Source organism: Klebsiella sp. ZJOU C1, assembly GCF_035620215.1.
GTDB lineage: Bacteria > Pseudomonadota > Gammaproteobacteria > Enterobacterales > Enterobacteriaceae > Klebsiella > Klebsiella variicola.
This window is the reverse complement of the sequence record NZ_CP141644.1, coordinates 5,319,768-5,342,272: the sequence shown is the minus strand read 5'-3', so window position 1 is coordinate 5,342,272 and position 22,505 is coordinate 5,319,768. Positions and strand designations below refer to the sequence as shown.

General features: G+C 59.8%; 24 protein-coding genes and 1 tRNA gene. 14 read left to right on the top strand and 11 right to left on the bottom strand.

Features of this window, described 5'->3' with window-relative positions:
• Positions 1–96: 96 nt before the first annotated feature.
• Entirely contained in the window at positions 97–219 is a 123-nt protein-coding gene (locus SPE70_RS25645; RefSeq protein ID WP_004150240.1) for a hypothetical protein, read from the top strand.
• Here the strand turns inward: SPE70_RS25645 and SPE70_RS25640 are convergent.
• Positions 179–295 (bottom strand): hypothetical protein, encoded by a 117-nt coding sequence (locus tag SPE70_RS25640; RefSeq protein WP_014343452.1) that lies wholly within the window; start codon positions 293–295, stop codon positions 179–181. The genes SPE70_RS25645 and SPE70_RS25640 overlap by 41 nt on opposite strands.
• Between SPE70_RS25640 and SPE70_RS25635 the strand changes: the two genes are divergently transcribed.
• The gene (locus tag SPE70_RS25635; RefSeq protein WP_136047272.1) at positions 270–686 is read left to right on the top strand and encodes a GNAT family N-acetyltransferase; all 417 of its coding nucleotides are present in this window, start codon (positions 270–272) and stop codon (positions 684–686) included. The genes SPE70_RS25640 and SPE70_RS25635 overlap by 26 nt on opposite strands.
• A gap of 556 nt (positions 687–1,242) precedes the next feature.
• Here SPE70_RS25635 and SPE70_RS25630 read toward each other — a convergent pair.
• A complete protein-coding gene (locus tag SPE70_RS25630) occupies positions 1,243–1,890 on the bottom strand; it encodes a TetR/AcrR family transcriptional regulator (protein WP_019705075.1) in 648 nt (215 codons plus the stop codon).
• An 80-nt stretch (positions 1,891–1,970) separates the two neighbouring features.
• Between SPE70_RS25630 and SPE70_RS25625 the strand changes: the two genes are divergently transcribed.
• Entirely contained in the window at positions 1,971–3,464 is a 1,494-nt protein-coding gene (locus tag SPE70_RS25625; RefSeq protein ID WP_136047377.1) for an MDR family MFS transporter, read from the top strand.
• On the opposite strand, the gene SPE70_RS25620 is transcribed toward SPE70_RS25625, so the two are convergent.
• Complete coding sequence (locus tag SPE70_RS25620; protein WP_168443352.1) at positions 3,461–4,432, bottom strand: LysR family transcriptional regulator; 972 nt, start codon at positions 4,430–4,432, stop codon at positions 3,461–3,463. The genes SPE70_RS25625 and SPE70_RS25620 overlap by 4 nt on opposite strands.
• A gap of 38 nt (positions 4,433–4,470) precedes the next feature.
• Between SPE70_RS25620 and SPE70_RS25615 the strand changes: the two genes are divergently transcribed.
• Both SPE70_RS25615 and SPE70_RS25610 read left to right on the top strand, forming a co-directional pair.
• Positions 4,471–5,100 (top strand): pyridoxamine 5'-phosphate oxidase family protein, encoded by a 630-nt coding sequence (locus SPE70_RS25615; protein WP_016946127.1) that lies wholly within the window; start codon positions 4,471–4,473, stop codon positions 5,098–5,100.
• Positions 5,100–5,570, top strand: a complete 471-nt coding sequence (locus SPE70_RS25610) for a nuclear transport factor 2 family protein (protein ID WP_016946126.1) — start codon at positions 5,100–5,102, stop codon at positions 5,568–5,570. Before SPE70_RS25615 ends, SPE70_RS25610 begins: the two co-directional genes overlap by 1 nt.
• A gap of 20 nt (positions 5,571–5,590) precedes the next feature.
• Here the strand turns inward: SPE70_RS25610 and SPE70_RS25605 are convergent, their stop codons facing one another.
• Positions 5,591–6,127 carry a carboxymuconolactone decarboxylase family protein gene (locus SPE70_RS25605; protein WP_004145017.1) on the bottom strand — a complete coding sequence of 179 codons (537 nt, stop codon included), beginning with the start codon at positions 6,125–6,127 and terminating at the stop codon, positions 5,591–5,593.
• 116 nt (positions 6,128–6,243) lie between these two features.
• Here SPE70_RS25605 and SPE70_RS25600 point away from each other — a divergent pair, with 116 nt between their 5' ends.
• From SPE70_RS25600 to SPE70_RS25590, 3 genes are all read left to right on the top strand, one after another.
• On the top strand, positions 6,244–7,149 hold the full coding sequence (locus SPE70_RS25600) for an AraC family transcriptional regulator (RefSeq protein ID WP_008806791.1): 906 nt from the start codon (positions 6,244–6,246) through the stop codon (positions 7,147–7,149).
• A 127-nt stretch (positions 7,150–7,276) separates the two neighbouring features.
• A complete protein-coding gene (gene nlpA, locus SPE70_RS25595; protein WP_136047378.1) occupies positions 7,277–8,086 on the top strand; it encodes a lipoprotein NlpA in 810 nt (269 codons plus the stop codon).
• A 24-nt stretch (positions 8,087–8,110) separates the two neighbouring features.
• Positions 8,111–8,965, top strand: coding sequence for a DMT family transporter (locus SPE70_RS25590; protein ID WP_002922972.1), 855 nt, complete (start codon positions 8,111–8,113; stop codon positions 8,963–8,965).
• Here the strand turns inward: SPE70_RS25590 and SPE70_RS25585 are convergent.
• Positions 8,955–9,515, bottom strand: coding sequence for an NUDIX domain-containing protein (locus tag SPE70_RS25585; RefSeq protein WP_064166937.1), 561 nt, complete (start codon positions 9,513–9,515; stop codon positions 8,955–8,957). The two genes, SPE70_RS25590 and SPE70_RS25585, sit on opposite strands and share 11 nt — an antisense overlap.
• Before the next feature lie 167 nt (positions 9,516–9,682).
• On the opposite strand from SPE70_RS25585, the gene SPE70_RS25580 reads away from it, so the two are divergent.
• Both SPE70_RS25580 and SPE70_RS25575 read left to right on the top strand, forming a co-directional pair.
• A complete protein-coding gene (locus SPE70_RS25580; protein WP_109849151.1) occupies positions 9,683–10,462 on the top strand; it encodes an MBL fold metallo-hydrolase in 780 nt (259 codons plus the stop codon).
• Positions 10,463–10,483: 21 nt separating this feature from the next.
• Entirely contained in the window at positions 10,484–11,437 is a 954-nt protein-coding gene (locus tag SPE70_RS25575) for a GlxA family transcriptional regulator (RefSeq protein ID WP_008806796.1), read from the top strand.
• Here the strand turns inward: SPE70_RS25575 and SPE70_RS25570 are convergent.
• Positions 11,434–12,483 (bottom strand): NAD(P)-dependent alcohol dehydrogenase, encoded by a 1,050-nt coding sequence (locus SPE70_RS25570; RefSeq protein ID WP_109849152.1) that lies wholly within the window; start codon positions 12,481–12,483, stop codon positions 11,434–11,436. The genes SPE70_RS25575 and SPE70_RS25570 overlap by 4 nt on opposite strands.
• 370 nt (positions 12,484–12,853) lie before the next feature.
• Here SPE70_RS25570 and SPE70_RS25565 point away from each other — a divergent pair, with 370 nt between their 5' ends.
• A complete protein-coding gene (locus SPE70_RS25565; protein WP_032731502.1) occupies positions 12,854–13,552 on the top strand; it encodes a winged helix-turn-helix transcriptional regulator in 699 nt (232 codons plus the stop codon).
• 51 nt (positions 13,553–13,603) lie between these two features.
• Here the strand turns inward: SPE70_RS25565 and SPE70_RS25560 are convergent, their stop codons facing one another.
• The 4 genes from SPE70_RS25560 to SPE70_RS25545 form a co-directional block, all read right to left on the bottom strand.
• Positions 13,604–13,894 carry a putative quinol monooxygenase gene (locus SPE70_RS25560; protein WP_008806799.1) on the bottom strand — a complete coding sequence of 97 codons (291 nt, stop codon included), beginning with the start codon at positions 13,892–13,894 and terminating at the stop codon, positions 13,604–13,606.
• Position 13,895: 1 nt separating this feature from the next.
• Complete coding sequence (locus SPE70_RS25555) at positions 13,896–14,903, bottom strand: zinc-binding alcohol dehydrogenase family protein (RefSeq protein ID WP_023323393.1); 1,008 nt, start codon at positions 14,901–14,903, stop codon at positions 13,896–13,898.
• Between the two features lie 112 nt (positions 14,904–15,015).
• Positions 15,016–15,483 (bottom strand): DUF3237 domain-containing protein, encoded by a 468-nt coding sequence (locus SPE70_RS25550; protein WP_060876260.1) that lies wholly within the window; start codon positions 15,481–15,483, stop codon positions 15,016–15,018.
• Positions 15,484–15,650: 167 nt separating this feature from the next.
• Positions 15,651–15,745, bottom strand: a tRNA-Sec gene (locus SPE70_RS25545).
• 292 nt (positions 15,746–16,037) lie between these two features.
• Here SPE70_RS25545 and SPE70_RS25540 point away from each other — a divergent pair.
• The 3 genes from SPE70_RS25540 (at position 16,038) to SPE70_RS25530 (ending at position 20,644) form a co-directional block, all read left to right on the top strand.
• Positions 16,038–17,432, top strand: coding sequence for a glycoside-pentoside-hexuronide family transporter (locus SPE70_RS25540; protein WP_023340842.1), 1,395 nt, complete (start codon positions 16,038–16,040; stop codon positions 17,430–17,432).
• A gap of 12 nt (positions 17,433–17,444) precedes the next feature.
• Entirely contained in the window at positions 17,445–19,763 is a 2,319-nt protein-coding gene (yicI, locus tag SPE70_RS25535) for an alpha-xylosidase (RefSeq protein ID WP_032736550.1), read from the top strand.
• A 158-nt stretch (positions 19,764–19,921) separates the two neighbouring features.
• Positions 19,922–20,644, top strand: a complete 723-nt coding sequence (locus SPE70_RS25530) for a MurR/RpiR family transcriptional regulator (RefSeq protein ID WP_012967042.1) — start codon at positions 19,922–19,924, stop codon at positions 20,642–20,644.
• Between the two features lie 481 nt (positions 20,645–21,125).
• Here the strand turns inward: SPE70_RS25530 and SPE70_RS25525 are convergent, their stop codons facing one another.
• On the bottom strand, positions 21,126–22,505 hold the full coding sequence (locus tag SPE70_RS25525) for a family 4 glycosyl hydrolase (RefSeq protein WP_064170606.1): 1,380 nt from the start codon (positions 22,503–22,505) through the stop codon (positions 21,126–21,128).

Here is a 22,505-nt window from a genome sequence, read left to right as displayed (position 1 = left end):
TGTTCCTGAACGTGATTGTTATTGTGTCTCCGCTGAAGCCAACCTCTTCGGTCTTCAGGAGGTGAAAAGCGCATCTCCTCTGGTTTTGTGGTGAGAATGATCATTCTCATTTTTCCCCATTATACGATCCGTCGCGATAATGGAAAGGTTTTTTTGCTTACTTTTAGAACGCAAAAAATTAAGGCAAATAATCATGGAGAAAATAAGAATATTTTGTGAAAGTGGAGAGGGAAAATAACCATTCGGCAGCGCGATACTGGAGATAGTTAATGACACTAATCATTACAAAAAGCATTAATCCCGACGATCAACAAGAATTGCTTGCCGGTCTGCGGCAGTATAATCAGCAGTATCTCGATGCGGCGCAGTTTGGCGATCTGGGGATTTACTCGCGCGATGCGCAAGGGGTAATGCAGGGCGGGCTGATTGCCAAACGCAAGGGCAACTGGCTGTGCATTGAGTATCTGTGGGTTAGCGAGACGACGCGCGGGCGCGGGCTGGGGAGCGAGCTGATGCAGGAGGCGGAACAGCAGGCGCAGGCGCAAGGCTGCAGCCATCTGCTGGTGGATACCTTTAGCTTCCAGGCGCTGCCGTTTTATCAGAAATTAGGCTATCAGCTGCAGATGTCGCTGCCCGACTTCCCGCACGCAGGCATGCAGCGCCACTATTTGTCGAAGGCGCTGTAACGATCCTGGTATCCCCGGGCGGTCAGGTACCGTACCTGTGGTTGTGCCGGATGGCGGCTGCGCCTTATCCGGCCTACGGTTCGTGCGACCTGTTGTTAATTTAACCACATGCGCGACTGAAACTGCCGGTGCTGGCGGCCTCAAAATCGCTGAGACGTTCCCGGAAGGCCGGGGCAGCCCGCATGGATGCGGGCTGAGGGCCGTGTTTTGCAGGGACGCTGCCTCGGCCCGACCCGAAGCCTGCAGGGATAAGTCGAAGGGACCGCGTAGCGGCGATTTTGCTGGCCGGAGCCCGGGGGGACAGGGGGCGGCGGCGACTGGCCGCCCCCTGTGCGCTCCCTGCGGCATAAGAGACATAACGCAGAAGATCAACCGGGAGCGCAATCTGCCGGGAATTAACATAGAAGTTGTAGCCCTGCTAAACATAGTGCGAACAGGGACATTTCCGGTTGTGCCGTTATTTCTGTAGCCCTGCTAAGCGTAGCGCGAGCAGGGAAAATCCCGGATGGCGGCGCGTGGTGTCTTATCCGGACTACAAAAGCGTCAAAACCACGCCTTAACCTCCAACGCCGTGGCCCATTAACGCCAGCGCGTGGCTGACGATGGTCTGACGGTTGACCGCCTGTAAACGCGGATCGCTGTGAATGCGTGAAAATGGCACCAGCACCAGGCTAATCACCGTGGTAAACAGCAGTTCCGGCGCCAGCGCCGGGTTAATTTTCCCCTCCTGCTGCCAGCGACGCACCGTCTCCAGCATCACCTGAAAACGCTCCTCGCCGAAGCGGGCATCCATATGCTGGCGCAGAATCGGCATCTCGCCGATGATCTCCTGCATCCACAGCGGCGCGAACCAGGCGTTTTTCTCCGCCATATGCCCCAGCGTTTCGACCATCATCGTCAGCGCCAGCACCGGGTCCTGTGGATGATCGACAAAGATGCGGCTGATGTGATTGCGCAGCGGCATAAAGCGCTCCTCAATCAGCTGAGTCACCAGCGCATCCCGCGAGCTGAAGTAGTAATGCAGCATCGCCGGCGTCACCCCGGCCTCTTTGGCGATGGCGTTCAACGATACGCGGCCCGCCCCGTCGCGGGCAAACAGCGTCAGGGCGATGTCCATCAACTGTTCGCGGTTGGCGGTACCCGGTTTTTTACCGCGCGGCCGACCCGGGCGGCGGGGAGCATCCTGATCCTTTTGTGCTGTCATGATAAGGCGATCTCTTGACCCGACTCATTCTTTCACTAAATATTAATTATGCATTTAATTAATTTCAAGCGAGCATTGCAATGACTTCTCAAGTCGCTAACCCACCGGTGCAGTCGATACGCCTGCTGTTCAGCGCATTGCTGCTGGTGATGCTGCTTTCAGCGCTGGATCAGACCATTGTCTCCACCGCGCTGCCGACGATTGTCGGCGAACTGGGCGGGCTGGACAAGCTTTCCTGGGTGGTCACGGCCTATATCCTCAGCTCCACCATCGCGGTGCCGCTGTACGGTAAATTTGGCGATCTGTTCGGCCGCAAAATCGTGCTGCAGGTGGCGATTGGGCTGTTTCTCGTCGGCTCCGCGCTCTGCGGGCTGGCGCAGAATATGACCCAACTGGTGCTGATGCGCGGCCTGCAGGGGCTCGGCGGCGGCGGCCTGATGGTGATCAGCATGGCGGCGGTCGCCGACGTCATCCCGCCCGCCAACCGCGGCCGCTATCAGGGGCTGTTCGGCGGCGTTTTCGGCCTGGCGACGGTGATCGGCCCGCTGATCGGCGGTTTTCTGGTGCAGCACGCCTCCTGGCGCTGGATCTTCTATATCAACCTGCCGCTCGGCATGTTCGCGCTGCTGGTGATCGGCGCGGTATTCCACAGCAGCAATAAACGCAGCCAGCATCAGATTGACTGGCTGGGGGCGATTTATCTCAGCATGGCGCTGCTGTGCATCATCCTGTTTACCTCGGAAGGGGGCAGCGTCCATGCGTGGAATGACCCGCAGCTGTGGTGCATTCTGGCCTTCGGCATCGTGGGGATCATCGGCTTTATGTACGAAGAGCGGATCGCCATCGAACCGATTATTCCGCTGGCGCTGTTCCGCAACCGCAGCTTCCTGCTGTGCAGCCTGATTGGCTTCGTCATCGGCATGTCGCTGTTCGGGTCAGTCACTTTCCTGCCGCTCTATCTGCAGGTGGTGAAGGAGGCGACGCCCACCGAGGCCGGGCTGCAGCTGATCCCCCTGATGGGCGGCCTGCTGCTGACCTCGATTATCAGCGGGCGGATTATCAGCCGTACCGGTAAATATCGCCTGTTTCCGATCCTCGGCACCCTGCTCGGCGTGACCGGCATGGTACTGCTGACCCGCATCACCATTCACTCGCCGCTATGGCAGCTGTACCTGTTTACCGGCGTGCTGGGAGCGGGTCTGGGGCTGGTGATGCAGGTGCTGGTGCTGGCGGTGCAGAACGCGATGCCAGCGCAGATGTACGGCGTCGCCACCTCCGGCGTGACCCTGTTCCGCTCGATTGGTGGCTCGATCGGCGTGGCGCTGTTTGGCGCGGTGTTCACGCACGTGCTGCAGAGCAACCTGCAACAACTGCTGCCGGAAGGCGCGGTGCTGCCGCCGGGAATGAATCCGGTGGCGGTCCAGCACCTGCCCGCGGATATCCGCCTCGACTACCTCGACGCCTTCGGCGCGGCGATCCACGCGGCGTTTCTGATGGCGGCCGGCATTATGGCGGTGGCGTTTGTCCTCTCATGGCTGTTAAAGGAGGCACCGCTGAAGACCGCGACGCATTAAGCGGCCCCGGCGATGCGCAGCAGTGCCTGACGCAGCGCCGGCGCGGCAAAATCGATAAATTTCCGCAGCTTAAGCGGCGCCAGATCCCGCGCGGTATACAGCAAATGGACCGGCGCCGGATCCGGCTCGACGTTTTCCAGCAGCAGACGGAGCTCCCCGTGGCGCAGGCCATCCAGCGCCTGATAATGCAGTAAGCGGGCCACCCCCACCCCCAGCCGCGCGGCATCGGCGGCGCTCTCTGGCGTGGTGACGGATAGCACCGGCGGCAGGTTAATCAGCTGGTCCTCGCGCTCAGCGGCGCGAAAGCGCCAGCCGCGATAGGGCATCGGCGATTCAATGCGGATGATCGGCAGCGCCGCCAGATCGCGTGGCCGCTGCGGCTCGCCGTATTTCGCCAGCAGCGCCGGATGGGCGCAGGCCACAATCCGCATGGTGCCGAGGCGGGTGGCCACCATGCTGCTGTCCGCCAGGTCGCCAATCCGCACCGCCAGATCGACATGGTCGCTCACCAGGTCGGCATTGCGATCGCTGAGCAGCAAACGGACGCGAATTAGCGGGTAGCGGGCGATAAATTCACTGATTACCGGAAGAACGTGCTGGCGTCCAAACATCGTCGGCGCGGAGATCACCAGCTCACCCTTTGGCTCCTGATATTCGCCCGTCGCCTGGCGTTCGGCGTTTTCCACCTCCTCAAGGATCCGCTGCGCGGCGGCAACATAATCGACCCCGGCGTCGGTGAGCGTCAGTTTGCGGGTGGTTCGCGCCAGCAGGCGCACGCCCAGCGCGCTCTCCAGTTCACCAATATGGCGGCTGACGGTGGTCAACGGCATATTCAGCGCCCGCGCCGCCGCCGACATGCTCCCCAGCTCGGTCACTTTCACCAGCAGCGCCATCGCGCTTAATCGATCCATTATTCTCCCGTTTTTCGGAAAGATGATTGCCATTTTACCCGTATTATCATTCTTCACAGTACAGTCCATGATGGCGCCAGACAACAGGAGGCGCTATGGCAGCAACCTTTCTCGATATCGCCATCACCCCGGACGTGATGGATGTGCAGCATGAAATGGGCAGCGACTCGCTGTGGCAAACGCCGCACAGTCGCCGCCAGGCCGACCGCTTCGGCGACAGCGAAGCGGGGATGATCGCCACCCGCGACAGCTTTTATCTGGCGACGGTGTCGCAGAGCGGCTGGCCCTACATGCAGCATCGCGGCGGCCCGGTGGGGTTTCTGCATCTGCTGGATGACACCACCCTGGCGATGGCCGATTTCGGCGGTAACCGCCAGTACATCACTACCGGCAATCTGCGCGGCAGCGACCGGGCCTGCCTGTTTTTGATGGATTATCCGCGCCGTGCCAGGCTGAAAATCTACGCCACCGTCGAAGTCCTGGCGGCAGAGGACCATCCGCAGCTGCTGGCGCAGGTGGCGCCGGCCAACTATCGCGCCCGCATTGAACGTCTTTTTCTTTTTCATTTGCAGGCGTTTGACTGGAACTGCCCGCAGCACATTACGCCGCGCTACAGCGCGCAGCAGGTGGCGGAGTACAGCCAGAACCTGCAGCAACGTATTCATGACCTGGAGCAGGAGAATCAGCGCCTGCAGCAGCAATTAGCCTCAAAAGGAGACTCCTGATGAATGAGCAACGTCCCCCGTTACCGCCGTTTACCCGCGACAGCGCTATCCAGAAGGTCCGCGCCGCGGAAGATGGCTGGAACAGTCGCGATGCCGAAAAAGTCGCTCTGGCCTACACCGTCGATAGCGAATGGCGCAACCGCAGCGAATTTGTCCACGGCAGGGGGCAAATTGTTGAGTTCCTGCAGCGAAAATGGCGCAAGGAGCAGCAATACCGGCTGATTAAGGAGCTGTGGGCATGGCAGGAGAATCGCATTGCCGTGCGCTTCGCCTATGAGTGGTGCGACGACAGCGGCAACTGGTTTCGCTCGTATGGCAATGAGAACTGGGAGTTTGATAAGCACGGACTGATGCAGACGCGCTACGCCTGCATCAACGACCTGCCGATCGCCGAAAGCGAGCGCCTGTTCCACTGGCCCCAGGGGCGCCGCCCGGACGATCATCCGGGGCTCAGCGATCTGGGGCTGTAAAACCGGCGCGGCGCAACGGATTAATCGGCTTTCGGGAAGTCGACCACCGTGTCGTTAACCCGGTTCACCATGTTGGTGAACAGGATGGCGCTGATGGCGCTGATAATCTCAATCACCTGCTGGTCGCTAAAACCGGCGTTGCGCAGCGCGGCGACGTCGGCTTCCGGCAGCGTACCGGTGGTGGTCACCAGGGTCTGCGCGAATTTCACCAGCGCATCAAGCTGCGCCTCTTCCGCATACTCCCCGCGGCGCAGGGCGTGGATTTGTTCGCTGCTGAAGCCGGCTTTTTTCGCCATCAGGGTATGCGCGGCCAGACAGTAGTCACAGCCGGTGGCTTCGCTGACCGACAGGTTAATCGCTTCCAGCTGTTGGGCGCTGAGGCTGCCTTTATGGAGCATCGCATTGTGCGCCAGCGCCTGCTGCAGCGCCGCCGGCGAGTGGCCGCCGATGGTGAGATAGGCGTTCGGCACTTTGCCCATCGCTTTTTTGATCCCGGCGAAAATATCGGCGGCTTTGCCGGTGGCGTCTTGTTCACGGATATCTGCTAAACGGCTCATGGTTAACTCCTGTTGTTATCGAGGGTGTGTTGGCAATGGGGTCATCTTAGGCGCTTGCCGCATGCTAGACTGGCGGTCTTCGTCTCACCTTTTTGTCTTATCGTCTCAGGAGAAGCATGGACAGTCTCAGTCATCTGCTGGCGCTGCTGGCGCCGCGCTGCGAAGTGAACCTGCACTGTCGCTTCGGCGGCCGCTGGCAGGCCGGGCACCAGCAAATGCGCAGCGGCGTGGTGCCCTGGCACGTGGTGCTGCGCGGCGAGGGGCGGCTCAACGTCGGCGGCCAGACTCATCACCTGCGCGCGGGAGATGTGGTCCTCCTGCCGCACGGTTCGCCGCATCTGATGGAGAGCCTGGTGGAGTGGGGCCAGGTGCTGCCGGTAGCGCACCGGTTTAACGGCACGGTGACGGAAATGCGCGCCGGCCCGGCGGAGGGGGCGCTGGAGATGCTGTGCGGCGAATTCTATTTTGGTCCGCACGTCAGCTGGCTGTTCAGTGAAGCATCGACGCTGATCCATCTCCATACCGATGCGCGTGAAGACTGCCCGGAGCTGGACGCGCTGCTTAATATACTGGTGCGCGAGAGCCTGGCGCAGCGTCCCGGCGGCAGCGCTATCGTGCGTAGCCTCGGCGATACGCTGCTGGTGCTCCTGCTGCGCATGCTGCTTGGCGAGCAACAGCCGCCCGGCGGACTGCTGCGTCTGATGAGCGATGAACGCCTGATGCCGGCGGTGCTGGCGGTGATGGCGACCCCGGAGCAGCCGTGGACGCTGGAAACCATGGCCGCCCGTGCCTTTCTTTCGCGGGCCACCTTTGCCCGTCATTTTGCCCGCGTCTATCACCTGACGCCGCAGGCGTGGCTGTCGCAGCTGCGAATGGCGCTGGCCGCCCGGCTGCTGCGCCTGGAGCGTCAGACCAACCTCGAGGTCATTGCCGAACGCTGCGGCTTTCAGTCGCTGGCGTCCTTCTCGAAGCGCTTCAAAATGCGCTATGGCGTGACGCCGGGTGAGTGGCGACGGGGCTAGCGCCTCGCGTTTCGCGAAGATGATTTTATTTCCAGTTGCGTGGTTTGCTGTTTATTACCCGACCCGAAAGTCGCTATAGTTTTGCACGAAAAAAACAATGACAGTCAGGACAGACAGGGTGAAGAGGATGAGATTACGTTTACGGGCCGCCGCCGCAGTGATGCTGGCGGGTCTGGCGCTGGTCGGCTGCGACCAAAAGGGTAATGACGCAAAACACATAAAGGTCGGTGTGATTAACGGCGCCGAGCAGGATGTGGCGGAAGTGGCGAAGAAGGTGGCCAAAGAGAAGTACGGTCTGGACGTCGAACTGGTGGGATTCAGCGGCTCGCTGCTGCCTAACGAATCGACCAACGCCGGCGATCTGGACGCCAACGTCTTCCAGCATCGGCCTTTCCTTGAGCAGGACAACAAAGCGCATAACTATCATCTGGTGGCGGTCGGCAATACCTTCGTCTTCCCGATGGCCGGCTATTCGCGCAAGATCAAGTCAGTCGCCGAACTGAAAGACGGCGCGACGATCGCTATCCCCAACGATCCGACCAATCTCGGGCGGGCGCTACTGCTGCTGCAAAAAGAGAAGCTGATTACCTTAAAAGCCGGGACCGGCCTGCTGCCGACGGCGGTGGATATCACCGATAACCCGCGTAACCTGAAAATTATGGAGCTGGAAGGGGCGCAACTGCCGCGCGTGCTCGACGATCCCAAAGTCGACGTGGCTATCATCAGCACCACCTACCTGCAGCAAACCGGGCTGTCGCCGGTTCGTGACGGCATCTTTATCGAAGATAAAAACTCGCCCTACGTGAACATCATCGTGACCCGGGAAGACAATAAAGACGCGGAAAACGTGAAGGAGTTTATGCAGTCGTACCAGTCGCCGGAGGTGGCGAAGGCGGCAGAGACTATCTTCAACGGCGGCGCGGTGCCGGGCTGGTAAGCCTACACACAGGGAGAGGCGCGTATGGTACGCCAACGGCAGGCTGACCTGCTGCTGATTGCCGCGACGGTGATTGCCGCCTGCGGCTGGATTTTTTCCCGCGAGGCGATCGCCGGCATGCCGGTATTCGCGTTCCTTGGGCTGCGCTTTTTCTTCGCCGCGCTGCTTCTGCTGCCGTTCTGCCGCGGTTTTCGCCCGCAAAAGCAGCACTGGCCAAAACTCATCATCAGCGGACTCTGGTTTGCGCTCAACCTCTGCCTGTGGATCTATTCGGTCTCCACGACGGCGTCGCTCGGCGAAGGGGCGTTTATCATGAGCCTGTCGATGATGTTCGTCCCGCTGACCGCGTGGGTGATGATGAAGGTGCGCCCGCCTCGCGCCTGGTGGGAGTGCCTGCCGATCGCGGTGGTAGGCCTGGGGCTGCTCAGTCTGCATATGCCGATAGCCTTCCACCCCAGCCAGGGCTGGTTTTTGCTGACGGCGCTGGTGCAGTCGATCTGGTTCTGTTACACCAGCCGCTGCGCGCGTGAAGTACCGCTGATCCCCCTGACCACCGTGCAGCTGGCGATCACCGGTATCGTCGGGTTGACCATCTCCGCTGCCGTTGAACGCTGGGACCAGCCGATGACCCTGCCGACTCTCGGCTGGCTGGTGGCCAGCATTGTCATCGCCACCAGCCTGCGCTTCGGTCTGCAGATGAAGGGGCAAAAGTACGCGGCGGTGGCCAGCGCGGCGATCATCATGGTGCTCGAACCGCTGCTGACGGTCATTGCCGCCGCGCTGTGGTACGGCGAACAGCTGCCGCTACAGAAGATTATCGGCGGCGTGCTGATCCTGGTGGCCCAGCTGTGGTTCCGCTGGCGGATGCTTAAGCCGTAAGCGGGCCGCTTCGCCGCTGCGCCATCAGCTGCAGCAGCGGCACCAGCGACAGCCCGTCCGGCATTTCGCCGCGGGCGATCAGCTGGTTTATCTCCTCGAAGGTAAACCAGCCGGTCTCCATCACCTCATCCTGATCTGCATCCATTCCCACCCAGCGTAAACCGGTAGCCAGCCAGGTAATAAACAGCTGATCGCTGCTGCCGTAGGAGGGGTTGAAGCGAATGATCTCCTCGACGCGTTGCGCCTGCCAGCCGGTCTCTTCCCGCAGCTCGCGCAGCGCGGCGACCGCCGGATCTTCCCCTTCATCGACGCCGCCAGAGGGAATCGCCCACACCACCTGATCGATCAGATAGCGGTAGTGGCGAATCAGCAGTACTTTCTCATCCTGGATAGCCACAATCCCCACCGCCGGGCGCGGGTAATGAATGGAATAAAAGTCGCGGCGCTCGCCGGAGGCGACATCAATCCCCACCTTACGCATGCTGAACCACGGCGTTTCGGCGATGACCTGCGGGTCGTGCATATCGGCGGCGGTCAGTTTCTTTTTCATCGTGCCACTCCTGTCAAAAATTGAGCCTTAAGAACAACATAGCCGGAGGCGGATGGCAACTGCCGCAGGTTGGCCCGATTTCATCGATCATTGTCCAAATGCCCCTGTTGAGCCAGGCTAGTACTCAGTACGATGTTCGTCAGATGACCCCACTGAGGAACACCAACATGAACATCACCCACATCCGTAATGCGACCCAGAGGATTGACTACGCCGGGAAAAGATTTCTCATCGACCCGATGCTGGCTGACAAGGGCGCCTGGCCAGGTTTTCCTGGCACTGCGCGCAGCGAGCTGCGCAATCCGCTGGTTGAGCTGCCGTTTTCCCGCGATAAAATTATCGACGTTGATGCGGTGATCGTCACCCATACCCATGACGATCACTGGGACGCGGCGGCGATCGCCGCGATCCCGAAAACCCTGCCGGTGTTCGTCCAGCATGAGGCCGACGCCGCGCTGCTGCGCAGCCAGGGATTTCAGGATCTGCGCCTGCTGTCGGCAGACAGCGAATTTGCCGGCGTGCGCCTGCAGAAAACCACCTCCGGCCAACACGGCAGCGACCGTACCTACGCGGTGCCGGCGATGGCTGAGCGCCTGGGAGAAGCCTGCGGCGTGGTGTTTCGCCATCCGCAGGAGAAGACGCTGTGGCTGATGGGGGATACCATCTGGCGTGATGACATTGCAGCCGACCTGCTGAAGCTGCGCCCGGACGTGGTGGTCCTCAACGCCGGCTACGCCCACGTCATCGGCTTTGGCCCGATAATCATGGGCAAGGAAGATCTCCTGAACGTGCACTTCGCCCTGCCGGAAGCGAAAATCATGGCTATCCACCTCGAGGCGGTCAACCACTGTCTGGTGAGCCGGGAAGAGATGCGCCAGTATGTGGTGGATAATCAGATTGCCGATGTGGTGAGTATCCCGCAGGATGGGGAAACCGTGGTTTATTAACATGCGCAAGGGGAAAGGACGATGAAACTCACCGACGTGGCGATTGTCGCTGTAGAGGGCTTTAGCCCGTTTCACTACGCCGTCCCCTGCATGCTGTTTGGCGATTCGGTCTCTGAAATCAAACGCTTTAATCTGCACATTTGCGCCGAGCGGCCGGGGCTGCTGCGCGCCCGCGATGGTTTTGCGCTGTACGCCACCGGCGATTTCGCCGCGCTGGAACAGGCGGATATCGTGGTGGTGCCTTACTGGGGCGAGGTCGATCGGCGTCCGCCGCAGGCGCTGCTTGATAGCCTGGTGCGGGCGCGGGATAACGGCGCGGAGATTGTCGGCCTGTGTCTCGGCGCGTTTGTCCTCGGCTACGCCGGGCTGCTGGACGGCAGGCGAGCGGCGACCCACTGGGAGTTCGAGCAGGATTTCCAGCGCCTGTTTCCGCAGGTGCAGCTGGATATCAATGCCCTGTATGTCGATGACCAGCGGGTGATCACCTCGGCGGGCACCGCGGCGGCGCTGGACTGTTGCCTGTACCTCATCCGCCAGCGTTTCGGCAGCCTCGCGGCCAACCAGATCGCCCGGCGGATGATTGTTTCGCCGCACCGCGAAGGCGGCCAGGCGCAGTTTATCGCCCAGCCGGTGCCGAAAAACACCCGCGATGCGCGAATCAACTGCCTGCTGGATTATCTGCAGCAGCATATTGCCGAGCCGCACAGTCTCGATTCGCTGGCCCGGGTGGTGGCGATGAGCCGCCGTACCCTGACCCGCCACTTCGCCAGGGCGACCGGGATGAGCATTACCGACTGGCTGACCGCCGAACGTCTGCGCCGCAGCCAGAGTCTGCTTGAGGCGGGCGATCTGCCGGTCGAGCAGGTGGCGGAGGCGGTGGGCTATCTTTCAGCGGTCACCTGGCGCCAGCAGTTTAAAGCGCGCTTTGGCGTCAGCCCGACGGAATGGCGGCGCACCTTTCGTCGCGGCGCTTAGCCGGCGAGGGTCGCACTGTCGATCACGAAGCGGTATTTCACGTCACCCTTGACCATTCTTTCCCAGGCTTCGTTGATCTCATCGCCGCGGATCAGCTCGATATCGGCGACGATGCCGTATTCGGCGCAGAAGTCGAGCATCTCCTGGGTTTCCGGGATACCGCCGATCATCGAGCCGGCAATTGACCGGCGGCGGAAGATCAGATTGAACACTTCCGGCGATGGATGCGGCGTGGCCGGAGCGCCCACGAGGGTCATGGTGCCATCACGTTTCAGCAGCGTGGTGAAGGCATCGAGATTGTGCGGCGCCGCCACGGTGTTGAGGATAAAATCGAAGCTTTTGACGTGGGCCGCCATTTCGTCTTCATTGCGCGACACCACTACGTCATCGGCGCCCAGCGCTCTGGCCGCATTACGCTTGGATTCCGAGGTGGTAAAGGCCACCACGTGGGCCCCCATGGCGTGGGCCAACTTGATCCCCATATGCCCGAGGCCGCCGATGCCGACGACGCCGACTTTTTTACCCGGCCCGACGTGCCAGTGGCGCAGCGGCGAGTATGTCGTGATCCCGGCGCACAGCAGCGGCGCGACGGCGGCCAGCTGCGCTTCGGGATGGGTTATCCGCAGCACGTAGTGTTCTTTGACCACGATCTGCTGGGAATAGCCGCCCAGAGTGTGGCCCGGCGCGTCCTGGGTCGGCCCGTTATAGGTCAGCACCATATGGTCGCAGTAGTTTTCCAGCCCCTCAGCGCACTCTTCGCACTGTTGACAGCTATCGACCATACAGCCGACGCCCACCAGATCGCCGACGGCGTAGCGCGAGACGGCGTTGCCGACCGCGGTCACCCGACCCACAATTTCATGCCCCGGCACGCAGGGATAGTGCGTTCCCGCCCATTCCGATCGCGCCTGGTGGAGATCGGAGTGGCAGACGCCGCAGTAAGCGATGGCGATCTGTACATCCTGTGGCCCCGGCTCGCGGCGGGTGATGGCCATTGATTCCAGCGGCTGGCTGGCGGAGTAGGTACCAATAGCATTGATCAGCATAGCGAAACCTCTTCTTGATGAATGGACTCAATAGAACGGGAGGGGAATGCGGGTGGTCAGTGGCATCGATAAGCGTAGCCTGGACTGGCCGAGATGCGAGGGGGAAAGCGGTTGAGAAACCCTCAGGCGCGGCGTTAGCCAGCGCAGTAAATAATAAGGTGGCCTTATCTTTATCGCCGCTAAGCCTTATAGGTATTTACGGCAAATAGTATTATTTATTCCTGTAGAATAAAGATAAATAGTTATTGCAGATAATGATGCTTACACTCTTTTTATCCCCGTAACGTCTTGTCTTTTATTCGTTATTTCACCTGTTGATACTATGATTCTCAACGAATCACTTTTTCAACCTGACCGATGGCATAAAACCATGTCGATACCTGCAGCCAGCCTCTCTACCGACCAGGCGTTACCGTCTTTTTATTACGGAAGACAGACAAAGCCGTTATTCGCGGTGGAATCCCTGTTATCTGCGTTCCTGCCCGCCAGCTCACCCTTTGCGCTGCCGCGATCGACCTATTATCGTTTTCCGCCGATCCAGGCTGAATCCGGATTAATTCTGCTCGAAGAGGGGATTGCCTCGCTATGCCATGCGGAAAACAACATGGTGATATCAACGATATTTTCCCCTTCGCTATTGGGATTAATCGATGGTTACGGCGTCTTTAACGGTATTCCGGAAAAACACCACTGCTCTCTGTTTGCTGAGACAGATTTGCGCGGACACTGGATAGCGCATCAGGCCGCGGTCGAGATCCTCAATGCGCAAAACTTGTGGCAGGAGATGGCCCATGTTCTGGCGCAGCGGCTGATGGTGTTGAGCATGCGTTCGCAGGAGATGATGGGGGTGGATTCTTACCTGATGGTGCGAACCCTGCTAACAGAGCTGGCGGACTATCCGGAGGCATATCGTCGCCAAATCAACGTCCTGAGCTTTATTCAGCGCCGTACCAACTTGTCGCGTAGCCGCATTATGTCGATTCTGTCGGAGCTGCGTAAAGGTGATTATATTACGATCCATCGCGGTGTGCTGAGGACCATTGCTCACCCGCTTCCCGCCCACTTTTAAGCCCGTGCGGCGGAGGGGCGTGATTTTCCCACCCCTCGTGAATCGAACCTGCTAAGGCTCAATCGCCGTCAGGTAGTCCAGCCGCAGCGGCTCAGCCAGCAGGGACTCCATCTGCGTCATAAACGCCTGAAAATAGGGCATCGCGACATGCGCATCGAGGGCGTCCTGTCCCTGCCACGCCTCGCGCATGTAGAAGGTGTCCGGCGCGTCGCGCAGCTGAAACAGGGCGTAGTCGAGATTGCCCGGCTCCTGTCTTGTCGGCAGGAGCAGCGCCTGCAGGGCCTGGCGCAGGGCGTCCGTCTGGCCCGGTTTCGCCTTGAGCACGGCGATAAGCGATATCATCTTAAAACCCCTCGAGCACAATCTTGCCGACGGCACGCCCGGTTTCCAGCTGGCGATGCGCTTTCTGCAGATTAGCGGCGGTGATGGCGCCGTAGTGTTCGCCGAGGGTGGTTTTGATCGTGTGGCTGTCGATCAGCGCCGCCACGCGGGTGAGCAACTGATGCTGGGCGATCATATCATCCGTCTCAAACATTGAACGGGTGAACATAAATTCCCAGTGCAGGGACAGGCTTTTCGCTTTCAGCGGCACCACGTCGAGGGTCTCCGGGTCATCAATCAGCGCCAGCTTGCCCTGCGGGGCGAGGGCGTCGATCAGCGCGTTGAAGTGCTGCTCGGTGTTGGTCAGGCTGGCGACATGGGTCACCGCGCTGATGCCAATGCGCGCCAGCTCGTTGGCGAGCGGCTTGCTGTGATCGATCACATGGTGCGCGCCCGCCTCGCGGACCCACTGCTGGCTCTCCGGACGCGAGGCGGTGCCGATCACCGTCATGGTGGTCAGTTTGCTGGCCAGCTGGGTCAGGATTGACCCCACGCCGCCCGCCGCGCCGACGATCAGCAGCGTGTCGCCCGCATTGCCGCCTTCCTTAACGCCGAGACGGTGAAACAGCAGCTCCCAGGCGGTGATCGCCGTCAACGGCAGCGCGGCGGCAGCGGCGTTATCGAGGGTGCGCGGTTTGTGCGCCACCAGGCGCTCGTCCACCAGCTGATATTCACTGTTGCTGCCGGCCCGGCCCAGCGCGCCGGCGTACCAGACCTCATCACCCGGGGCGAACAACGTCACCTCCTCACCGACGGACTGCACCACGCCAACGGCGTCCCAGCCCAGCACCCGCGGTGTGTCGCCCTGGAAGCCGGCGCGCACTTTGGTGTCCACCGGGTTGACCGAGATGGCTTTCACGGCGACCAGCAGGTCACGCCCGTGGGCGGTGGGGACCGGCAGGTCGATCTCAGTTAAAGAAGGGATGTTGTTGCCGTCAGCGGCGGCTTGAGTAATGGCGATAGCTTTCATAACTGCTCCGGTCTGTGATTCGGGTGAATGAAAAGATGACGCGATAGTAGACCGCTGCCGGGAGGGGAAAAATGGGCTAACGGCAATAACAGTTATATGCAGAAAGTGAAAATCAGCCCACCTGATAGAAATCGAGCATTACCCCATCCTGGGTCCGGCCACCGGCGCAGATAAACAGCGAGGTGGTTAGCCAGCTGAGCGCGGGAGCATCCACCTCAAAGGTGGGCACGGTGCGAAAATAGATGGCTTCTGGCGGAATATCGCTAAAAAAGCGCATATCGTCGGCGAATAGCTGGTCATGATACTGGGCCGGCACCCGGCGGATGCCATTGTTTTCCACATAGACCGTGCCTTCCGCCACCTGCAGGGCATAGCGGGCGGACAGCCTGCAGGTGCCGTTGGGTTCGATTATCTGGCTGTCGACGCCGCCGGGCAGCACGTGGCCGCGAAGTTGACCCGAGACGCTGCCGCCGATAATCGGGATCAGCTGGCGCTTACCGGTCTGCGGGCTGCGGGAGACAATTATCGGTTTATCAACCTGGATGGTAATGGAAAAACAGTGTCTGAGTTCGGGGGTCATTATGGCTCTCCTGTTTCGGTTGGCAACGGCACGCGGCCACCGCGCCAGTGTAACGGGTTTGCGAGAGACAAAATAACGCAGGGTTTGGATGAAAATGATTGGCTGGGATGATGAGTTTGGGGGTGCTCAGGTTGGTATGGCGTGGCTTTGGGGGAGCAGAGGCAAACTGGCGGAAGATCACAGGAGTTGAACCTGCCCGGGACCGCTGGCGGCCCCAACTGGATTTGAAGTCCAGCCACCTCACCGGAGATGACGATCTTCCGCGCCTCGATTGCTACATGGAGGCGGGGCGCATTATAGCTACTTTCAGCCGTTTACCACATACCTAAACGCACTTTTTTACTGTTAAAACTGGACTTTACAGAACAGTCCTGGACAAATCCTCACAAAATCCGTGAGTTACACTTTTTCACTCCCTGATTCCCTACCACGATCACAGAAAACAAGAAACGTAATCTGATAACGAGATATCGCAATTCATCTTACTGCGGCAAAGGTTTACAAAAATCGTAACCGGTACCAATCCGCGGTGCCGCTAAGGGAATAGTGCGCATATGAAAGATCACATTTTGTCCGTCAAAGAGAAAATTGGTTACGGCATGGGTGATGCCGCCAGCCACATTATTTTTGATAACGTCATGTTGTACATGATGTTTTTCTACACTGATATTTTCGGTATCCCCGCCGGCTTTGTCGGCACCATGTTCCTGCTGGCGCGCGCGCTGGACGCGATTTCCGACCCGTGCATGGGCCTGCTTGCCGACCGCACCCGTAGCCGCTGGGGTAAGTTCCGCCCGTGGATCCTCTTCGGCGCTATCCCGTTCGGCCTCGTCTGCGTGCTGGCCTACAGCTCGCCGGATTTAAGCCACAACGGCAAGCTGATCTACGCCGCCGTGACCTACACGCTGCTGACCCTGCTCTACACCGTGGTGAATATCCCCTACTGCGCGCTGGGCGGCGTGATCACCGACAACCCCACGCAGCGCATTTCGCTGCAGTCCTGGCGCTTCGTGCTGGCGACGGCGGGGGGCATGCTCTCCACCGTGCTGATGATGCCGCTGGTCAACTTTATCGGCGGCGAAGATAAAGCGCTCGGCTTCCAGGGCGGCATCGCGGTGCTGTCGGTGGTCGCCTTCCTGATGCTGGCCTTCTGTTTTTTCACCACTAAAGAGCGTGTCGAAGCGCCGCCGAGCAGCACTTCGATGCGTGAAGACTTGCGCGATATCTGGCGCAATGACCAGTGGCGGGTGGTTGGCGTGCTCACCATCCTCAATATCCTCGCGGTCTGCGTTCGCGGCGGCGCGATGATGTACTACACCACCTGGATCATGGGCTCGGCGGCGCTGTTCACCGTCTTCCTCACCACCTACTGCGTCGGCAACCTGATTGGCTCGGCGCTGGCGAAACCGCTGACCGACTGGAAATGCAAAGTCAGCGTCTTCTGGTGGACCAACGCCCTCCTGGCGGTGCTCAGCGTGGCGATGTTCTTCGTACCGATGGACGCCGAAATCACCATGTTCGTCTTTATCTTCATCATTGGCGTACTGCACCAGCTGGTGACGCCAATCCAGTGGGTGATGATGTCCGACACCGTCGACTACGGCGAATGGTGTAACGGCAAACGCCTGACCGGCATTAGCTTCGCCGGCACCCTGTTTGTGCTCAAGTTAGGGCTGGCGCTGGGCGGCGCGCTGATCGGCTGGATGCTGGCCGGCGGCGGCTATGACGCCGCCGCTAAAACCCAGAACAGCGCCACCCTCACCATCATTATCGCCTTGTTCACCCTCGTTCCGGCGGTGTGCTACCTGCTGAGCGCGGTGATCGCCAAACGCTACTACACGCTGAAAACGCCGTTCCTGAAAAAAATGATGGCCGAGCTGGCCGAGGGCGCGCGTCGCAACGAACAAGATTTCATCGCCGCCCCGATCGATAAAGAATGGCAAAACTAAGAGGACGTTTTAATGAAAATCAGTGATGGAAACTGGCTCATTCAACCAGGGCTCAACCTGATCCAACCCGTACAGGTTTACGAGGTGGAACAGCAGGGGAATGAAATGGTGGTCTATGCCGCGCCGCGCGATGTTCGCGAACGTGCCTGGCAGCTGGATACGCCATTGTTCACCCTGCGCTTTTTCTCGCCTCAGGAAGGGATAATCGGCGTGCGCATGGCGCACTTCCAGGGCGCGCTGGATAACGGCCCGCACTATCCGCTGAACGTGCAGAAAGACATCCATGTCGAAATAGAAAATACGGCCGGGTTCGCCGAGCTGAAAAGCGGCAACCTCAGCGTGCGCGTCACTAAAGGTGAATTCTGGGCGCTGGATTTTCTGCGCGACGGCGTGCGCATCACCGGTAGCCAGTTGAAAAACAACGGCTACGTGCAGGATAGTAAGACCCAGCGCAACTACATGTTTGAGCGCCTCGACCTCGGCGTCGGCGAAACCGTCTACGGCCTCGGCGAGCGCTTTACCGCGCTGGTGCGCAACGGCCAGACGGTAGAAACCTGGAACGAAGACGGCGGTACCAGCACCGAGCAATCCTACAAAAATATCCCCTTCTATCTGACCAACCACGGCTACGGCGTGCTGGTCAACCATCCGCAGCGCGTCTCCTTCGAGGTGGGCTCGGAGAAGGTCTCTAAAGTCCAGTTCAGCGTTGAAGGCGAATACCTTGAGTACTTCGTGATCGACGGCCCGACGCCGAAAGCGGTGCTTAACCGCTATACGCAGTTCACCGGCCGCCCGGCGCTGCCGCCGGCATGGTCGTTCGGTCTGTGGCTGACGACCTCGTTCACCACCAACTATGACGAAGCGACGGTAAATAGCTTTATCGACGGCATGGCTGAGCGCCATCTGCCGCTGCACGTCTTCCACTTCGACTGCTTCTGGATGAAGGCCTTCCAGTGGTGCGATTTTGAATGGGATCCGCTAACTTTCCCGGACCCGGAAGGGATGATCAAACGCCTGAAGGCGAAAGGGCTGAAGGTCTGCGTGTGGATCAACCCGTACATCGGCCAGCGCTCGCCGGTGTTCAAGGAGCTGAAAGAGAAGGGCTACCTGCTGAAGCGCCCGGACGGTTCGCTGTGGCAGTGGGATAAGTGGCAGCCGGGGCTGGCGATTTATGACTTCACCAACCCGGAAGCCTGCCAGTGGTACGCTGACAAACTAAAAGGCCTGGTGGCGATGGGGGTCGATTGCTTCAAGACCGACTTCGGCGAGCGTATCCCGACCGACGTCCAGTGGTTTGACGGTTCCGACCCGCAGAAAATGCACAACCACTACGCCTTCATCTATAACGAGCTGGTGTGGAAGGTGCTGAAAGAGACCGTCGGCGAGCAGGAGGCGGTGCTGTTCGCCCGTTCCGCCTCGGTGGGCGCGCAGCAGTTCCCGGTGCACTGGGGCGGCGACTGCTACGCCAACTACGAATCGATGGCGGAAAGCCTGCGCGGCGGGCTGTCGATCGGCATGTCCGGCTTTGGTTTCTGGAGTCACGATATCGGCGGTTTCGAAAACACCGCGCCGGCCCACGTCTACAAGCGCTGGTGCGCCTTCGGCCTGCTCTCCAGCCACAGCCGGCTGCACGGCAGCAAATCCTATCGGGTGCCATGGGCCTACGATGACGAGTCCTGCGACGTGGTGCGCCACTTCACGCAGCTGAAATGCCGCATGATGCCGTATCTCTATCGTCAGGCGGCGCTGGCCAACGAGTGCGGCACGCCGATGCTGCGCGCGATGATGCTCGAGTTTCCGGACGATCCGGCCTGCGACTATCTCGACCGCCAGTATATGCTGGGCGATTCGGTCCTGGTGGCGCCGGTGTTCTCCGAGGCCGGCGAAGTGCAGTTTTATCTGCCGGAAGGGCACTGGACGCATCTGTGGCATAACGATGAATTGCCGGGTAGCCGCTGGCATAAGCAGCATCACGATGCGCTTAGCCTGCCGGTCTACGTTCGTGACAACACCCTGCTGGCGCTGGGCAACAATGACCAGAAACCCGATTATGCCTGGCATGAGGGCACCGCCTTCCAGCTGTTCCACCTCGAGGATGGACGCGAGGCACGTTGTGACGTTCCGGCGGCAGACGGCTCGACGATTTTCACCCTGAAGGCCAGGCGCCAGGGCAACACCATCGCCGTGAGCGGCGAAGGCGAGGCCCGCGGCTGGACGTTGTGCCTGCGCAATATCCCGCAGGTCGCGGGCGTGCAGGGCGGGACTCAGGCCGGCAGCGAATGGGGTATGGTAGTGAGCGCCGAGGGCAATACGCTGACGATTACCCTGTAAAACACCATCTTAACGGCTGCAACCCTCTCCGCCAGCGGCGAGGGTTTTTTTATTTCATTTTTGTACAAAAAGTAACGTTCATTTCATAGTGGTGACTCAGGCCGCAGACGCTGTCGCCGAACGGTGTTAGCGTATTCTGCCGTTGAGAGGAGCCCGCCATGGACTTAGAAAATATCTTTCGTGACGTGAAGCTAAGCAAAACGGAAATGACCGTGCTGCGCTTTATTCAGAACGACCCGGAGCAGTGTATCCGCCAGGGAGTCCGCGCTGTGGCCGAACAGTGCTACAGCAACCCCTCTTCGCTGGTCCGGCTGGCGAAGAAACTGAAGTTCAGCGGCTGGCTGGAGCTGGTCTATTTCATCAAGTTCAATATCACCATGCCGAAGCTCGATGTCACCAACGATATCGACTACATGAGCGTTCAGCCGGAAGAAGCGCTGACGCCGCTGCTGGCAAGCCTTAAACAGCAGCGCATCCTGATCCACGGCAGCGGCTTTTCGCAGCTAATCGCCCAGTATATTTACAACAAGTTCCTCGTCACCGGCGTGAATGCCAGCCTGGCGCTGTGGCCCGATTATGAAATCCTCGAACAGAAAAACGCCGCCCGCTTCGACTCCATCTGGATCGTTTCTAAATCCGGGCGCAGCAGCTCGGCGCTTAACTGGGTGAAGGCCCTGGAGGGGAAGGAGATTAATCTGGTCTGCTTTACCGGCGACTATCAAAGCCCGCTGGCGCAGGCTGCGGATACGGCGTTTATTATTCACGACCCGCAGAAGTTCGACGATGATATTTACTGGAGCAACCCGTTTTTCGGCTACTGCATCTTAGGCTTTGAGCGACTGTTGAAGATGTGGTTTACCAGCCTACGTAGTAATAGTTAGCCCCCGCTAAGCGCGACGCGAGCGGGGGGAGTTCCCGGATGGCGGCTGGCGCCTTATCCGGGCTACCGGGTGATGCGGCAATTTTGCCGGGAGGCGGCTTACGCCTGACCCGGCCTACATAAAACACAAACCGCTCCGTTCGTAGCCCCGCTAAGCGCGGTGCGGGCGGGGGGAGCTCCCGGATGGCGGCTGGCGCCTTATCCGGGCTACCGGGTGATACGGCAATTTTGCCGGGTGTCGGCTTACGCCTGACCCGGCCTACATCAAATACAAACCGCTCCGTTCGTAGCCCCGCTAAGCGCAGCGCGAGCGGGGGAGTTCCCGGATGGCGGCTGGCGCCTTATCCGGGCTACCGGGTGAGACGGCTATTTTGCCGGGAGGCGGCTTACGCCTGACCCGGCCTACATAAAACACAAACCGCTCCGTTCGTAGCCCCGCTAAGCGCAGCGCGAGCGGGGGGGAATCCCATCGGCAATGCGGGTTACTGCCAGGCGGCGAATTGCTCATCGTCGAGATAGGCTTCGACCAGGGTTTTCGCCAGCGAATAGGAACCGATCAGCGGGTGCGCCATCAGCGCCCGCACCGCCAGCGATTTATCCTGCTGCAGGATTGCCGCCACCGCCAGCCGCTCATACTCCTTCACGCAGGAAATCATATTCTTCTGCGCCGTCGGCACCTTCACCGGCGTCACCGGCTTGAGGCCATCCCGGCTCAGGTCGCAGCTGATCTCGATCACGTCGTCAGGGCGCAAAAAGTCGAGCGTGTCGTGATTCTGGATCGATACCACGATACGCTTGGTGGTGGTGCTGTTCACCGCTTCCAGGATATCCAGCGCCACCCCGGCATAGCCGCCGGTGTCCGGCTCTTCGATAAACTGGCGCAGCGTCAGCGGTTCGCGGGTGTGGAATTTTTCCTGCTGCGACTCATTCTGCATATAGCTGTTTTCCCGGCGCAGGTAATGCTGCATCCAGATGGTGAAAGCGGCTTCCGGTTGCGTTCTGGCATCCACAGTGCGCAGCGCTTCGCGCATCTCCTGATTGATACGGGCGATCTGCTCTCCGCGCGTCTCGCCGGCTTCCTGAATCGCCTTCAGCGCCACCTCTCGATAGTAGTAATAATAGAGATATTCATTGAGGAGCTGATTATCGCAAAGCCGCACCAGCTCCGGGGAGAAGTACTGTATCGCCGTCTTCTGGTACAGTTCCGGGCTGGCGATCAGCCGTTCGGTTACCTCTTCCCCGCGTACGGTGAAGTGGGTAAACCATGAGAAATGGTTCAGCCCATAGCATTCCACGCTGAGGTCGCGTTCTTCACAACCAAGGATCGCCGGCAGTTCACGAATCAGCTCGGAGGGAGCATCGCAGATCCCATAGACCCGGCGCTTAAAACCGGACTTGATGATCGCTTCCGTCACCAGGCCTGACGGGTTGGTAAAGTTAAACAGAATGGCGTCTTCGGCGGCATGTTCTTCGATCAGCCGGCAATAGCGAAGGATCGCCGGGATCGAACGCATGGCCATCGCGAAACCGCCGGCGCCGGTGGTCTCCTGGCCGAGGGTGTTATGCTGAAGCGCAATGCGTTCGTCGCGAATACGGCTTTCGTCACCGCCAACCCGCAGGGTGGTAATGATATAGTTGGCATCCTGCAGCGCTGCGATCGGGTCGGTAGTGGTACTAAACTGAATATCCGGGCGAATAGTATTAAATACATAGCGGGCAATTTCGCCAAATATCGCCAGATTATCAGCAGAGTTATCGAGAAAAACCACTTCTGTTAAACCAATGCGGTGAGCGTTATAGGCCAGAGATTTCGCTAAAAATGCAGAGCGAACGCCGCCCCCGCCTAATACGGTTAATTTCAT